The sequence below is a fragment of the Flavobacterium erigeronis genome (assembly GCF_054075165.1).
Genome location: NZ_JBSKGP010000012.1, coordinates 1 through 15,028, shown reverse-complemented (window position 1 = coordinate 15,028; position 15,028 = coordinate 1). Strand labels below are relative to the sequence as shown.

Sequence of the window (15,028 nt, the reverse complement as noted above, 5' to 3'; positions counted from 1 at the left end):
TATTAGAATGAAAGCATATCCAGACAACGTTACAAAATACTCAGAAATCTATAATAAAACCAACAAAAAATACAACAGCATAAGTCTTTTGAGGCTATTAAGTATTTGTCTTTTCTTGTTTTTTATGTTTTATTACATCAAAACAGATCAAAAACTTTATGTCATTCTAGCTGTTTTATCTTTTGCTGGTTTTCTTTTTTTAATGCGAATACATTCTAGGCTTTCTTTCAAAAAATTACTAGCCGAAACGCTTTTGAAAATTAACCAAAATGAAATTGCTTTCTTAAAAAGAGAAAAAACGCCTTTTGAAAATGGCGTCGAGTTCATCGATTTTCATCATCCTTATGCGTACGATTTGGATATTTTTGGAGAGCATTCTTTGTTTCAAAATCTCAACAGAACAGCTTCTTTTATCGGAAAAAAAACACTCGCAGAACTATTGCTTCATACGCTGCCTGAAACTGAAATTTTAGAAAATCAGGAAGCGGTTAACGAATTGAAAAGAAAAATAGACTGGAGACAAGAATTTCAAGCGCTTGCCATTATTGGCAATGATTCCAAAGCTTCTTATGAAGCCATAAAACATTGGACTTCTTTTCAAAACAATTCATTACCTAAAGTTCTAGTTGCACTTTCAATTATTCTTCCTGTAACCTTTTTTGGATTTTTAGCGGCTTATTTTATCACTTCTAAAACCATTATACTTTCTTATCTGACATACATTTTTATTGCTAATCTGATTGTTTTAGGAAGATGTGTAAAAAGGATCCAGTCGGAAATAGCAAAAGCAGACAATGTTGATAAAATCATAAAACAATACAGTTTATTGATTGAAAAAATTGAAAAAGAATCATTCCAATCCAAAAAGTTAATTCATTTACAGCAGCAGCTTAATTTTAAAAATGCGAAAGCAAGCCACCACTTAAAACAGCTTTCTGAGCTGTTTTCGAGAATGGACACCATCAATAATTTTGTTACAGCGACTTTATTCAACGGAACATTTTTATTCAATCTTCATGTTTTAAAAGCATTATTAAAATGGAAAGAAGATTATGCTTCTGAAATGAACCATTGGATTTCTATTATTGGCGAAATTGAAGCGCTAAACAGTTTAGCCAATTTAGCGTATAACAACGATGGTTTTGTTTTCCCAGAAATCAATTCTGAATATAAAATTGAGTTTGAAAACTTGAGCCATCCGTTGCTTAATCCTGCAACAAGAATTGGAAATGATACGCAATTTTACCCGCAATCTTTTGTAATTTTAACTGGATCGAACATGTCTGGAAAAAGCACCTTTTTGAGAAGCTTAGGAATCAATATGGTACTTAGCGGAATTGGTTCAGTTATTTGTGCTTCAGAAGCTAAAGTTCATCCACTTCCAGTATTAGTTTCAATGCGATTATCTGATTCTTTATCGGATAGCGAATCTTATTTCTTTGCTGAAATTAAACGTTTAAAACAGATCATGGATGCTCTTGAAAATCAGCCTGCTTTTGTTTTATTAGATGAGATTTTAAGAGGTACAAATTCTGATGACAAAAGAAACGGAACAATTGAAGTGGTTAAGAAAATAATTTCGAAAAAAGCTATTGGCGCCATCGCAACTCACGACATAGAAGTTTGCCTAACAACAAACGAATTTCCTGAAATTTTAACCAATCAATGTTTTGAAGTTGAAATTCAAAATAACGATTTGCACTTCGATTACAAACTCCGAAACGGAATCTGCAAAAACAAAAGCGCGACTTTCTTAATGCAGAAGATGGGAGTTATTTAATGAGTTATGAATTATGAGTTATGAATTGTGGATTATGACTTTGATCGTATTTACGCAAAGAATAAATTTATAATTCATAATTCATAAATAATATTAGTTTTCCTCATACATTTCCATCCACAGTCGTGTTTCCTCCAAATCTAATTCTTTTTCAATTTTACGGAAGATTTCTTCGTTAACCGAACCTGATTTATGCATCGATTCTAATTTTGAACGTTCTACATTCAGCAGATCGATTTGAATCTTCGTAAAATCATTGAAAATTTCTCCGCCAAGAAGCTTCCCGTTTCCGAAGAAATTTGCTGGAAGTTCTGTCTTTTGCAGACGGTTAAATTTTACTTCGTATTTGCTTTTAATGTTGTGAAGCAATTCGCCATTCAGCAATGAAAAATTATCTTCAATATGTGCAATGGTTTCAGAGACAATGACATTTCGAATATTATATTCTTCTGCCAATATAGAATAACGCTCAATTTTAAGCTTTTTAATCAGCCACGGAAGCGTAAGACCTTGTATAACCAAAGTGGACAATATAACGCAGAAAACTAAGTATATAATTAAATTTCGCAACGGAAATTCTTCTGTTTTATTCAGCATTAACGGAAGCGCCAAAGCAGCGGCCATAGAAACAACGCCACGCATTCCTGACCATCCAAAAATGATCATATTTCGATAATCAAATTCTTCTTTTTCGCGAATTCTTTTGCTCAAAAATCTCGGAAGCATGGTAGCTGGAATTACCCATAAAAAGCGAACTACGATAACTACAATACTTATAACCGCGCCCCAAATAAATAGGGAATTTCCAGAGTAATTACTGATTCCGTCTATAATTTGCCTCAATTGAAGTCCAATTAAAATAAAAATCAGTCCGTTCAGAATATTGTTTAATACATCCCAAATTGTATTGGTCATAATTCGGCTTTCGTGAGAAAAAATCGTTCCCGATCTTGCTGCAAGAAAAAGACCTGTAGTTACGACAGCCAAAACTCCAGAACCTTCAAAGTGCTCTGCAAGCAAATACGATGCAAATGGCGTCAATAAAGTAAGCGTAACCTCGATAATATCGTCGCAAACAAATCTTTTATGAATATAATACATGACATAACCGACAGCCAAACCTATTGCGATACCCAAAGCGGACATTAGTACAAAATTTAATCCTGCCTGCCATAAAACAAAATTTCCAGCAGTAATCGCTGTAAGAGCATATTTGTACGCTACAAGTCCACTAGCATCGTTTACTAGACTTTCTCCTTCCAAAATAGCAATTAACCTCGGGTTAAGTCCTAAACCTTTTGTAATTGCTGTTGCTGAAACGGCATCGGGAGGCGAAACAATTGCACCAAGCAAAAACGCTAACGGCCAAGAGATATCATCAATAAGCCAATGTGCGACCACAGCAACCAATCCTGTTGTAAAAAATACCAAACCAACAGCAGCAAAAGTGATCGGACGAATGGATTGTTTAAAGTCAGACCAGCTGGTGTGCCATGCGGCATGATATAAAAGTGGCGGAAGAAATACGATAAAAACGATTTCTGGGCTTAGCGCAATTACCGGAAGTCCAGGAACCACACTAATAACAACACCACATAACACCAAAACAATTGGAATTGGAAAATTGTATCTTTTACTAACAAGGCTAAGAAAAGCAACGCCAAAAAGCAGCATTATAATAACGGTAATATTCTCCATTTGAGATGGTTTTGAGTTTTGGAAATTTGAATAAACAAACCGCTAAATTACTATTTTCTATTAATTAGAAAAATCATCTTTTCTCAAATAAAGGCATAAAAAAACTCCAAGAGTAATTTCTTGGAGTTTCTGTTTTTTTATTGTGCTTTAGTTTTTACTTCTGAAATCCCTATTGAGAACCTATATCCGAATTGCAATTGATAAAAGGCATCATGATTAGTAGTATTATTGAAAGTTTTTAATCTTAAAAATATAGCCTGTTTTTTATCTGAATCTGGATGATAAAAAATCTCGGCTTCATTTCGAAATACTGAATATGCTCGAGGAAGCTCTAATTCTGGAATATTGTTATAATCTATATAACTGTATTTAGAAAACTCAAGAGAGTAATTGAACCCAAAATTATTGAAACGTTTAAATTCAAAAGTACAACCAAGACCTAAGCCTAAACCTTGAACATTCTTAAGCTGATCTGCAATTTTTACATCTGCAATTTGATAGCGAAAAGGAAAATATCCAATAAGTCTAAAAGGAACAGACTTTGCAAATCTAAAGTTGATAAGATTAAGTTTAGCCCCCATTTCTAAATATGCTTTTTGCAATAAATCAGTACTATTCTTAATTTTAAATTTATTCAAACTATCATTAAATACAGTCTCAACACCCCTTACATCAGCATCTAAACGAGAAAAATTAACATACGGAGAAATCTTATCTAATAATCTTAAATCAGTATTGAAAATTTTAAATGGAAGAACATAAAAATCTCCTTTTCCTTGTAATTGCACTAAGCCATTTGCTGAATCTGTAAAAAGTGCTAAGAAATCGGTATACGCTCTCAACTCTATAACATTTTGCAAGGTAGTAGTTTCCTTTATTTCATATTTAACCGGTTTCTCTTTATTCAAAAACTCTCCATCTTTATCTTTTGTAGGAAAAGTAAAATTCACATCATTTGGTATATAATTATAACCAGGCTTAGGAACATATACTAAAACATCAGACAATCTAATACGAAAGTCTTTAAATTCATCGAAATTAACGATACTATACTTTTTCGGACTAATCGGATATTTATATGAAATAAAATTTTTAGATGCTACATTTGAAAAATTCAAAAAACTTATTGAAGATTGATTTTCAAATAAATGCTCATTTCCCTTTTCATCAAATACCACAATTTTAACATCAACTATAAAACCGTCACAAATTTCAAAAGCTATACTTTTAAATCTAAACTTTTTTTCTACTTGAATAAATGTTTCATTTTTTTGTTGGTTAGCCTTCTCAGCAGAGAAGTTTGTTTTATATTTATTCCTTTTGATATAAAACTTAAATTCTTGATTTTCCCTAGGAATTATAATATCTCCTAAATATGATTCGCTTTTAGTCTCTAAGACCTTTTGAATAATATCATCAATATTTTTGTCATCCGTTTTTGGGAACTCTTTTATTATGAGATTATCTCCATAATATAGATAAGTTTCATAGTTCTTTTCCGTTTTAGATGATTCATCAGAAACTTCTGCATTTATCTCCTTTTCTTCTTTACTTGATTCTTTTACTTCTTTAACATTAGTTTCTGAAGAATCAATAATTGTATGCTTATGCTTAAACCAAGAGTCGATTTCTTTCTTAGAAATTCCTTTATCAAGATAAAAGTCTTTGTAATTTCTATACTTATTGTAAATAATATCAAGTTCAGTTTTCTTCTTTTTTACATCAGCAAACATTTTCGAAATTTCTTCAGAATATTTTAGATCAGGATTTTTGCTTACAGTTGTTAAAAGTTTTTTTAACTCTGTTTCTTCGTCTTTAATTTCTTTGCTTTTTTTCTCAAAATCAATAGATAATTTATCAAAATCAGCTTTTGCATTTTTCAGGTTTGGATTTTCATCTTGTCCAAAACTTTTAATTGTAAATAATAAAATTGTGAGCAGTAAAATTCTTTTCATACGCTTGGGTTTTTAGTTAATTTATTTTTGGATTTTGTCATTTTTATCTTCTCTGTATAAAAAGCATGCTAATTGAACTTCAAACACAGAAATGCAAAAACTAAACAATTGTTAACAAATAAACTTAAAAAAAGGTTAAAAAATAAGTTTTAAACTCAAAATTTCCTACAAAAAAATTAAAACAGGTATAAATACCTGTTCAATATTTTATAAAAATGCCGTTTCATGTTTATTTTTGTTTATCATATGAAAAACTTATTATTTTATTGACCTACATCAAACTTTTTGGCTTCAAACAACTTTAGATTTGCTTCTTATTATTTCTAAAAAATGTTTTTATGATAAGTGTAGAATTAAGTCCGTTGCTGCAATTTGGGATTTCAAGTAAAGAGCGCGTTGAAAATGCTTTGAAACAGCTTAAAAACGGAAAAGGCGTTTTAGTAACCGATGATGAAAATCGTGAAAATGAAGGTGATCTTATATATTCTGCTCAGCATATCAATGTTCAAGATATGGCTTTAATGATTCGAGAATGCAGTGGTATTGTATGTCTTTGCTTAACCAATGAAAAAGCAGATCAATTAGAACTTCCGTATATGGTAACAGAAAATACAAGCAGTTTCCAGACGCCTTTTACCATTACCATTGAAGCGAAGAACGGAGTAACAACAGGCGTTTCTGCACAGGATCGAATTACTACTATAAAAACAGCTATCGCAGCAAATGCAAAACCAGAAGATTTAGCAAAGCCAGGTCATATTTTTCCGCTAAGAGCAAACGATAATGGCGTTTTAGGCAGAAATGGCCATACTGAAGGAAGTGTCGATTTAATGAAATTGGCTGGTCTGCAGACCGAAGCGGTTCTGTGTGAATTGATGAACGTAGACGGAAGCATGGCTAAACTAGACAAAATCGTTAGTTTTGCACAACAACGCGATTTAGTGGTTTTATCGATTGAAGATATTATTTATTACCGCAAATTTGTGAGAGATTATAAATAAAATGATATACGAACAGCTTGGCAATTCTATTCGAAAAAGCATTACTATTTCTGATGAAGATTTAGAAATCGTTCTTTCTTATTTTAAATTGGTGAAAAAAGGAAAAAATGAGGTTTTATTGGCTCAGGGGCAAATCAGTCAGGAGACTTTTTTTGTTGCAAAAGGTTGTCTGAGAATCTTTTTTATTAATGAAGAAGGAAAAGACGTTACTCGATATATTGCTTTTGAAAATCAGTTTGCTACGGCTTTGGTTAGCTTTATTACTAAAATGCCAGCCGCAGAAAACATTCAGGTTGTAGAGAAATCGGAATTGCTGACTATTTCTCATGAAGATTTTAATCATTTAATGAAAATTATTCCGCAGTGGCGAGAGTTTTACAGTAATTATCTGGAAAAAGCCTATGTGAATAATGCTAATCGTCTAGTGTCTTTTACGACTATGGATGCTTTGGAAAGATACACTCAGCTTTTGAAAATAAATCCTGCAATCGTAAAACGGCTTCCTAATAAAATTGTGGCTTCGTATATAAATATTTCTCAAGAAACTTTGAGCAGGCTGAAGTCTAAGGTTTGATTTTTTTTGCTGCTAGGCGCTAAGTTTTTTTTTCGCCACGAATTCACGAATATCTTTTTTTATTAATCTGTGGTAAATATAATTCGTGAATTCGTGGCGAAAAAAAAAAAAAAAAAAACGAATCTAAGAAGATCCGGTTTTTGATATTTACGATTCGCAGCTGCTGCACGAAACAAGACTTGTAACCAATTCTTTAGAAACACTTTGGCTTCTTTGGTAGTACAAACTTTTTACTCCTTGCTGCCAAGCTTCGATCATTAAACGGTTTACATCTTTAATTGCCAATTCGGCTGGAATATTAAGATTTAAACTTTGTCCTTGATCTACAAATTTCTGACGAATTCCTGCTTGCTGTACAATTTCTAACTGGCTGATTTCTTTAAATGTTTTAAAAACATCTTTTTCAGCTTGTGTCAGTTGTTCCATATGCTGGACACTTCCTCCGTTTAGCATAATTCCTCTCCAAACTTCTTCGTTGTCTAAACCTTTTTCTTCCAACAGTTTTTTAAGGTATTTATTTTTACGCATAAAATTACCTTTGCTTAATCCAGCTTTATAATAATTACTGCTGAAAGGCTCAATTCCAGGCGAAGTTTGTCCTAAAATTGCCGAAGAAGATGTTGTTGGAGCAATTGCCATTGTTGTCGTATTACGTCTTCCGTAGCCTTTTAATAATTCCGGTTCGCCGTAAATTCTAGCTAATTCCTGACTTGCTTTGTCGGCCTTATCGCTAATATGTTTGAAAATCTCTGTCGTTTTCATTTTTGCTTCCATTCCTTCAAACGGAATCATGTTTTTCTGCAAATAAGAATGCCATCCTAAAACTCCTAAGCCAAGTGCACGGTGTCTTTTAGCAAATTTATTCGCTGCCGAAAGATAATAGTTACCTTCTGTTTTTTCGATGAATTCTTGTAAAACGGCATCCAAGAAAAAGATCGCTAGTTTTACTGCTTCAGTATCTTTCCACTCTTCATATAATTCTAAATTCATAGAAGACAAACAGCAGATAAATGATTCATCATGCGTTGACGGAAGCATAATCTCGCTGCATAAGTTACTGGCATTGATTCTAAGATTCTGGTCTTTGTAAACTTGCGGTTTATTTTTATTTACATTGTCACTAAAGAAAATATAAGGCAACCCTTTTTGCTGACGGCTTTCTAGTACTTTAGCCCAAATTTGTCTTTTTTCTGCATCACCGTCAATCATTTCCTGCATCCAGTAATCTGGCACGCAGATTCCAGTAAACAAGTTCTGAATTGGGTTTCCGATACTTTTAATTTTCAAAAACTCTTCAATATCTGGGTGATCCACATCCAAATAAGCTGCAAACGCACCGCGACGAACTCCACCTTGAGAAATCGTGTCCATTGCCGTGTCAAAAAGCTTCATAAAACTTACTGCTCCACTACTCTTTCCGTTATCTGTTACAGCACTTCCGCGTTCGCGTAATTCACCAAAATAACCAGAAGTTCCGCCTCCAATTTTCGTCTGCATAATTACTTCTCCAAGCTTATGTGTAATTCCTTCGATTTTATCTGGAACATGCACATTAAAACAAGAAATTGGCAATCCTCTTTCTGTTCCCATATTGGCCCAAACAGGCGAACTGATACTCATCCAGCCTCTTTCGATCATTTCCATGAAAGATTCTTTCAATTCTGGTTTGTACAGTCTTCTAGCTGCGGCAGTACAAATTCTATCGATTGCTCCTTCTACGGTTTCTCCTTTTAGAAGATAACCGCGGTTTAAAATCTGTTCACTTTCAGAATTTTTCCACCACATTTTGCTGTCATTTTGTGGCTCAAAATTAGTATTTGCTGGGTTTGTGTCTATCGTATTCATGTGTATTATGGGCTTGTATTAAAAAAGATCGTTTGCTGTGATACTCTTATCGTGTTTTGTATATTCGACAGGACGTTTCGCAAAGAAATCGTCTAGACTGTTGGCAAAAACCTCTTCTTCAAACCAAGTCATTTTTGAATATTCATCTGGAGAAACGTTAAAAATAGTTTCGATGTTAATTTGTTTCAAACTTTCATCAATTCTAAATTTCATGAAGTTTACCAAATCTTCTTTATTTATAGTTTCAACTGCTCCATCTTCAAAAATCCAATCCAAAATATCGGCTTCAACAGTAATTGATTCTTTAACCGTTTCTCTGATTAATTCTAACGTTTCAGCATCAAAATATTCTGGAAATTCTTCACGAATTTTATTGATGATGTAAATTCCACCATTCGCATGAATCTGCTCGTCGATTGAAGTCCAAGCGATAATATTGCTCACATTCTTCATATATCCTTTGAATCTTGTAAATGACAATAAAATGGCAAACTGACTAAATAAAGACACGTTTTCGATCAAGATACTGAACAAAATCAGCGAAACCATGTATTTTCTGTTGTCTTGAGATTTGGTGTCTTTTAATACATTCGAAAGATAATCTACACGTCTGCGAATCACAGGAACATCCAATAATTTTTCGAATTCGTCATTATAACCTAAAACTTCTAATAAACGAGAATACGCTTCTGAATGTCTAAATTCACATTCTGCAAAAGTGGTTCCCAATCCGTTGAATTCTGGTTTTGGAAAATGCTCGTATATATTACCCCAAAAACTTTTTACAGCTACCTCAATCTGCGCAATTGCCAATAAGCTATTTTTGATTGCCGTTTTTTCTGCCAGATTTAAATGCGCATGAAAGTCTTGCGTATCGGCAGTAAAATCTACTTCAGTGTGTACCCAGTAAGCTTTATTAATAGCTTCGGTAAATTGCAGAACCTCAGGATATTCAAAAGGTTTATAATTGATTCTTTTATCAAAAATTGACATATATATAGAGTTTTAAGTGACTTTTTTTAGATAGAAAAACAGAACACTGTATTTGGGGAAGTGGCAGCGTGTATTTCTATTTATACAAATTTAAGTCGCATATATTCTCTTGTCTAGTTTTTGTTGTTAAAAATCAGCTCAATTATCAACAGTTTAAAAACTTCAAAAAAGAGCTGTAAAAGAATTTTTATCAACAGCTCGCGAGCATTTTGTAATTTGCATGGAGCTAGCAGTTTCTATATAAACTTCGGGAAGTTATCAACATCAAAAAAGCATCGATTTTGGAACAAATCAGAAAACAAGTTATCAACAATACTTTTTTTAAAATCGAATTTTCATCCTTTTTTGGAGTGGAAAAAAACGTCTAATTATTAATAACGATTCTAAATAGAATTTTAAAGCGTTTCTAAAACTCAACATAATCCACTTTATAACAATCACTTAAATAAAAATGAATAAAATCTAAAATAATTGATTTTAATAAACTAATGATTTAAATCAACTTTAACAGTTAAAATTCTACTGTTCCAATTTTAGGTTTAGAAACGTCTTAAAAATTAATTTCCAGTTAAAATTATTTTCCTTGAACATTTCAAAAAAGCCTCATTTCAAAAATTACTTTTTCATCTTAAATTAAAGAAAGATTAAAATTCGCTTAAGCGATTCTTAAAATTTAGTAAATATCAATGAGAAAAGGCTTTTTACTTCAAATTGTTGTTGGTTTAAAAATATTAATCTTTACATTTGCCTTTATTTTTATTTATTCTAAATAGATAAAGAAAATCCAAAACAGATTATTCTAACAAACATAAATTACATTTCGATATGAAAAAGAATCTACTTGTTTCTTTTGCCTTCGCAACAACATTATTTGTAAGTGCACAGCAAAAAAATACACTTTTAGATGCCAATTTCTGGAAAACTTCTCCGAATACGGAAATTGTGAAAGCTGAAATCGCAAAAGGAAATAATCCGGCAGAAGCCAATGTAAATGCTTTTGACGTTACGACTTTAGCCATCAATAATGAAGCTCCAGTAGAAACCATCAAATTTTTAATCGATCAGCCAGGAAATTCAATTACAAAATTAACTCACGATAACCGTATTTACTTGCACTGGGCTGCTTACAAAGGCAATACAGAATTAGTGCAATATTTAATTGCTAAAGGTTCTGATGTAAACTTTGAAGACAGCCACGGAACTGCTCCAGCAGATTTTGCAGCTTCAAACGGACAAGCAAATCCAGAAATGTATGAGGCTTTTTTTAAGGCAGGAGTTAATCCGACCAAAAAATATGCAAACGGTGCCAATCTTTTGCTTTTAGCTATTGCATCTGACAAAGATTTAAAAGCTGCTGACTATTTTTCTACAAAAGGAATGTCTCTAAAAGATGTTGATGCTAACGGAAATACTGCTTTTACTTATGCAGCAAGGTCTGGAAATATTGCTCTTTTGAAAAAACTTCTTGAAAAAGGAATCAAACCAACAGATGAAGCGCTTTTGGTTGCTGCACAAGGAAGCCGAAGAGAAACAAATACACTTGAAACGTATAAATATTTGGTTGAAGAAGTAAAAATTAAAGCAACTGCGCAAAATAAATCAGGTCAAAATGTATTGCACATTTTAGCTGGAAAACCAAACCAGACGGAAATTATTAAATATTTCTTAGATAAAGGTGTTGATGTAAACAAAGCCGATAAAGAAGGAAATACGCCAGTTATGGCTGCAGCTTCGGCAAGAGAAATTGCTGTTTTAGAACTTTTTCTTCCGAAAGCAAAAAACATAAATGCTCAAAATTTAAAAGGAGAATCGGCTTTAACAAAAGCGGTACAATACGGAACTCCAGAAGCGGTAAGTTTACTTCTGGCTAAAGGTGCCGATGTTAATGTTAAAGATAAAGACGGAAATAATTTAGGTGTTTATTTAGTACAATCTTATCGTCCTGCAGGAAGAGAAAAAGCAACAGTAGATCCTTTTGATGCAAAAGCAAAACTGCTTCAAGACAAAGGACTAAACCTGGCTGCTCCTCAAAAAGACGGAAATACTTTGTATCATGTAGCGATTACTAAAAACGATGTCGAACTTCTTAAAAAAATCACTGATTTAAAAGTTGACATTAATGCTAAAAATAAAGATGGCTTAACAGCTTTGCACAGAGCGGCAATGACTTCTAAAGATGATGCTATCTTAAAATATCTGGTTTCTGCTGGGGCGAAAAAAGACATCAGCACAGAATTTGACGAAACGGCTTACGCTTTAGCTAAAGAAAATGAACTGCTTACTAAAAACAACGTTTCTGTTGAATTTTTAAAATAAAACAATTAGATAATAATCAATATTTGAAATTCCAAATTCCAAACTCTATTTTTGGGATTTGGAATTTGAATTTTAGAATTTAAATTACCAATCAATACATACAATTTTTATGAAATCAATATTAAAAATGGCTCTTGCGGGCGCTTTTATTTTTTTAGCTTCTTTTCAATCTCAAGCACAATCAAACAAATACAAGATTATGTTGCAGATGAATAATTATATGGGAGAAGGCGCTTATATCGTTGTTTCTCTGATTAATGCAAGCGGTGAATACGAAAAAACGCTTTATGTAATGGGAGACGACAAGAAATGGTACAAATCATTGAAAGAATGGAATAAATTCCACACGCTAAAAAATGATGACATTAGCGCCAAAACAGGTGCTTCTGTAACAGGCGGTGACCGTAGCGTGACAACCATCGAAATCGAAAATTCTAAAATTAATAAAGGATACAAATTACGTTTTGAAACTGCTGTTGAAGATCAGAAATACTATGTCAGCGATCTTGAAATTCCGCTTTCAACTGAAGGTGTTGTTGATAAAACAGATGGCAAAGGCTACATCAAATACGTAAGATTAAGTAAAATATAATACGATTACATTTCTAGAATACAATCAATGACTCTTTCTTTTTGGCGTTACGCACACTTGGCTTTGGCCTTATTTTCTTCTCTTTTTTTGCTTTTGGCTTCGGTAACAGGAATCATTCTGGCCGTCGATGCGGTTCAGGAAAAAACACTCCCGTACAAAGCTGAAAATTTCAATAAAATAACTCTGGGTGAAACGCTACCCATTTTAAAGAAAGAATATTCAGAAATTACAGAATTGAGTGTAGATTACAATCAGTTTGTAACGCTTCAAGCCATTGATGCAGACGGAAATGACATTAAGGCATACATTGATCCAAAAACTGGAAAAGCATTAGGAACTCCTGTAAAGAAAACCGAATTCATAAATTGGATTACGAGTCTACACCGTTCGCTGTTTCTTCATGAAGCTGGACGTTTTTTTGTAGGTGTAATTTCTTTTTGCTTATTATTAATAGCAATTTCGGGTTTCGTTCTGGTTTTAAAAAGACAGCGCGGCATCCGAAATTTCTTTTCTAAAGTAATCAAAGAATACTTTGCACAATATTATCATGTGCTTTTAGGAAGACTGGCTTTAATTCCGATTTTGATTATTGCACTTACCGGAACTTATTTATCGCTAGAAAGGTTCAATTTTTTTATGGGCGAAGAAAAAGCAAAACCTGTAAAAACTGAACTTTCAGATAAGGCCAAAACAACTTCAATTTTCAATACTACTTTATTATCGGATGTAAAAAAGATCGAATTTCCCTTTACGGATGATCCCGAAGAATATTATATTATCGAATTGAAAGACCGAGAAGTTGAAGTGAATCAGGTTACAGGAGCTGTGATTTCTGAAAAACTTTCTCCAATGACGGCACAATTTGCTGCATTAAGTTTAGATCTTCATACGGGAAGAATTAACGGAATCTGGGCTGTAATTTTAGCTATTGCTTGCCTTAATATTCTATTCTTTATCTATTCTGGTTTTGCTATTACTCTGAAAAGAAGATCAAGCCGAATTAAGAATAAATTTAAAGCGAACGAAAGTACGTTTATTCTTTTAGTCGGTTCAGAAAACGGAAGCACATTCCGATTTGCAAATTCCATTCAGAAACAATTAATTAATCACGGACAAAAAGTTTTTGTGAGCGAATTGAATAAATTTTCTGTTTATCCGAAAGCAGAACATATTATTGTTTTTACGTCGACTCATGGTTTGGGAGATGCGCCTTCTAACGGAACGCAATTCAAAGCTTTGCTAGAAAAACAGAATCAAGAGCAAAATATTAATTTTTCTGTAGTAGGTTTTGGTTCTAAATCATATCCCGATTTTTGCCAATTTGCTATTGAAATTGATCAGCTTTTAGAAAAACAAAAATGGGCAGACCGTTATTTGAAATTACAGACTGTAAATGATAAATCGGCTGTGGAATTTGTAAAATGGGTAAGATTATGGAGCGAAAAAACGGGAATTCCACTCGCAACTACACCTTCTTTATACAATCATGTTCCGAAAGGTTTGCAGAAATTAATGGTTCTAGATAAAACACCTATTTCTGAAACCGAACATACATTTATTCTGACGCTGAGAGCGAGTGCAAGAGCTAAGTTTAGTTCTGGCGATTTATTGGCCATTTATCCTGCCAACGATTCTAGAGAGCGCCTCTACTCTATCGGTAATCATTCTGGAAATATTCAATTGGTTGTAAAACTGCATCCAAACGGATTGGGTTCTGGTTTCTTGAATGCTTTAGAACCTGGAAATGTAATAAAAGCTCAAATCGTTAAAAATCCTGCTTTTCACCTTCCAAAGAAAGCTCCTAGAGTGGCTTTCATTTCAAACGGAACAGGAATTGCTCCGTTCTTAGGAATGATTGAACAGAATAAGGCAAAGCAAGAACTTCATTTGTACAGCGGTTTTAGAATGGAAACGCCAACTTTAATGGCTTATAAAAAGTTCGCTGGAATCATGATTCAGAAAGAACATCTGGACAATTTTCATGTGGCGCTATCTCGTGAAGCGGAACATATTTATGTGATGGATTTAATTAAAAGAGATTCCTCTTTCTTCGTGACTTTATTGAAAAAGGGCGGTGCCGTTATGATCTGCGGTTCGCTTGCCATGCAGAAAGATGTTGAAGCTATTTTAAGTGAATTGTGTTTAACAAAAGGATTAAAAACACTCGAAGAATATAAAGCTAATAAGCAATTCTTGACAGATTGTTATTAAGGATTTTAGATTTTAGATTTTAGATTTTAGATTTTAGATTTTAGATTTTAGATTTTAGATTTT

General features: G+C 33.0%; 10 protein-coding genes. 6 read left to right on the top strand and 4 right to left on the bottom strand.

The genetic code is table 11. The features are described from left to right. Positions 1–7: 7 nt before the first annotated feature. Positions 8–1,780 carry a MutS-related protein gene (locus tag ACWA1F_RS20985; protein ID WP_456896621.1) on the top strand — a complete coding sequence of 591 codons (1,773 nt, stop codon included), beginning with the start codon at positions 8–10 and terminating at the stop codon, positions 1,778–1,780. Positions 1,781–1,873: 93 nt separating this feature from the next. Here the strand turns inward: ACWA1F_RS20985 and ACWA1F_RS20980 are convergent, their stop codons facing one another. Both ACWA1F_RS20980 and ACWA1F_RS20975 read right to left on the bottom strand, forming a co-directional pair. After that, positions 1,874–3,478, bottom strand: a complete 1,605-nt coding sequence (locus ACWA1F_RS20980; RefSeq protein WP_456896619.1) for a Na+/H+ antiporter — start codon at positions 3,476–3,478, stop codon at positions 1,874–1,876. A 137-nt stretch (positions 3,479–3,615) separates the two neighbouring features. Further along, positions 3,616–5,433 carry a hypothetical protein gene (locus tag ACWA1F_RS20975; RefSeq protein ID WP_456896617.1) on the bottom strand — a complete coding sequence of 606 codons (1,818 nt, stop codon included), beginning with the start codon at positions 5,431–5,433 and terminating at the stop codon, positions 3,616–3,618. A gap of 338 nt (positions 5,434–5,771) precedes the next feature. Between ACWA1F_RS20975 and ribB the strand changes: the two genes are divergently transcribed. Both ribB and ACWA1F_RS20965 read left to right on the top strand, forming a co-directional pair. Then, entirely contained in the window at positions 5,772–6,434 is a 663-nt protein-coding gene (gene ribB, locus ACWA1F_RS20970) for a 3,4-dihydroxy-2-butanone-4-phosphate synthase (RefSeq protein ID WP_456896615.1), read from the top strand. A gap of 1 nt (position 6,435) precedes the next feature. Further along, the gene (locus ACWA1F_RS20965; protein WP_456896613.1) at positions 6,436–7,008 is read left to right on the top strand and encodes a Crp/Fnr family transcriptional regulator; all 573 of its coding nucleotides are present in this window, start codon (positions 6,436–6,438) and stop codon (positions 7,006–7,008) included. A 147-nt stretch (positions 7,009–7,155) separates the two neighbouring features. Here the strand turns inward: ACWA1F_RS20965 and ACWA1F_RS20960 are convergent, their stop codons facing one another. Further along, positions 7,156–8,853, bottom strand: a complete 1,698-nt coding sequence (locus ACWA1F_RS20960) for a ribonucleoside-diphosphate reductase subunit alpha (protein ID WP_306156317.1) — start codon at positions 8,851–8,853, stop codon at positions 7,156–7,158. Positions 8,854–8,871: 18 nt separating this feature from the next. Further along, positions 8,872–9,846 carry a ribonucleotide-diphosphate reductase subunit beta gene (locus ACWA1F_RS20955; protein ID WP_456896611.1) on the bottom strand — a complete coding sequence of 325 codons (975 nt, stop codon included), beginning with the start codon at positions 9,844–9,846 and terminating at the stop codon, positions 8,872–8,874. 825 nt (positions 9,847–10,671) lie between these two features. On the opposite strand from ACWA1F_RS20955, the gene ACWA1F_RS20950 reads away from it, so the two are divergent. The 3 genes from ACWA1F_RS20950 to ACWA1F_RS20940 all read left to right on the top strand — a co-directional run bounded on the left by ACWA1F_RS20950 (position 10,672) and on the right by ACWA1F_RS20940 (position 14,965). Then, complete coding sequence (locus ACWA1F_RS20950; protein ID WP_456896609.1) at positions 10,672–12,162, top strand: ankyrin repeat domain-containing protein; 1,491 nt, start codon at positions 10,672–10,674, stop codon at positions 12,160–12,162. 109 nt (positions 12,163–12,271) lie between these two features. Continuing rightward, entirely contained in the window at positions 12,272–12,754 is a 483-nt protein-coding gene (locus tag ACWA1F_RS20945; RefSeq protein ID WP_456896607.1) for a DUF2271 domain-containing protein, read from the top strand. Positions 12,755–12,781: 27 nt separating this feature from the next. Continuing rightward, positions 12,782–14,965, top strand: coding sequence for a PepSY domain-containing protein (locus ACWA1F_RS20940; protein WP_456896605.1), 2,184 nt, complete (start codon positions 12,782–12,784; stop codon positions 14,963–14,965). Positions 14,966–15,028: the final 63 nt, after the last annotated feature.

What these genes read in the sequence shown, in the direction of transcription:
- ACWA1F_RS20965 (WP_456896613.1), top strand. Translation starts at nt 6,436, where the DNA reads ATGATATACGAACAGCTTGGCAATTCTATTCGAAAAAGCATTACTATT.
- ACWA1F_RS20980 (WP_456896619.1), bottom strand. Translation starts at nt 3,478, where the DNA reads ATGGAGAATATTACCGTTATTATAATGCTGCTTTTTGGCGTTGCTTTT.
- ACWA1F_RS20945 (WP_456896607.1), top strand. Translation starts at nt 12,272, where the DNA reads ATGAAATCAATATTAAAAATGGCTCTTGCGGGCGCTTTTATTTTTTTA.
- ACWA1F_RS20975 (WP_456896617.1), bottom strand. Translation starts at nt 5,433, where the DNA reads ATGAAAAGAATTTTACTGCTCACAATTTTATTATTTACAATTAAAAGT.
- ribB (WP_456896615.1), top strand. Translation starts at nt 5,772, where the DNA reads ATGATAAGTGTAGAATTAAGTCCGTTGCTGCAATTTGGGATTTCAAGT.
- ACWA1F_RS20950 (WP_456896609.1), top strand. Translation starts at nt 10,672, where the DNA reads ATGAAAAAGAATCTACTTGTTTCTTTTGCCTTCGCAACAACATTATTT.
- ACWA1F_RS20985 (WP_456896621.1), top strand. Translation starts at nt 8, where the DNA reads ATGAAAGCATATCCAGACAACGTTACAAAATACTCAGAAATCTATAAT.
- ACWA1F_RS20955 (WP_456896611.1), bottom strand. Translation starts at nt 9,846, where the DNA reads ATGTCAATTTTTGATAAAAGAATCAATTATAAACCTTTTGAATATCCT.
- ACWA1F_RS20960 (WP_306156317.1), bottom strand. Translation starts at nt 8,853, where the DNA reads ATGAATACGATAGACACAAACCCAGCAAATACTAATTTTGAGCCACAA.
- ACWA1F_RS20940 (WP_456896605.1), top strand. Translation starts at nt 12,782, where the DNA reads ATGACTCTTTCTTTTTGGCGTTACGCACACTTGGCTTTGGCCTTATTT.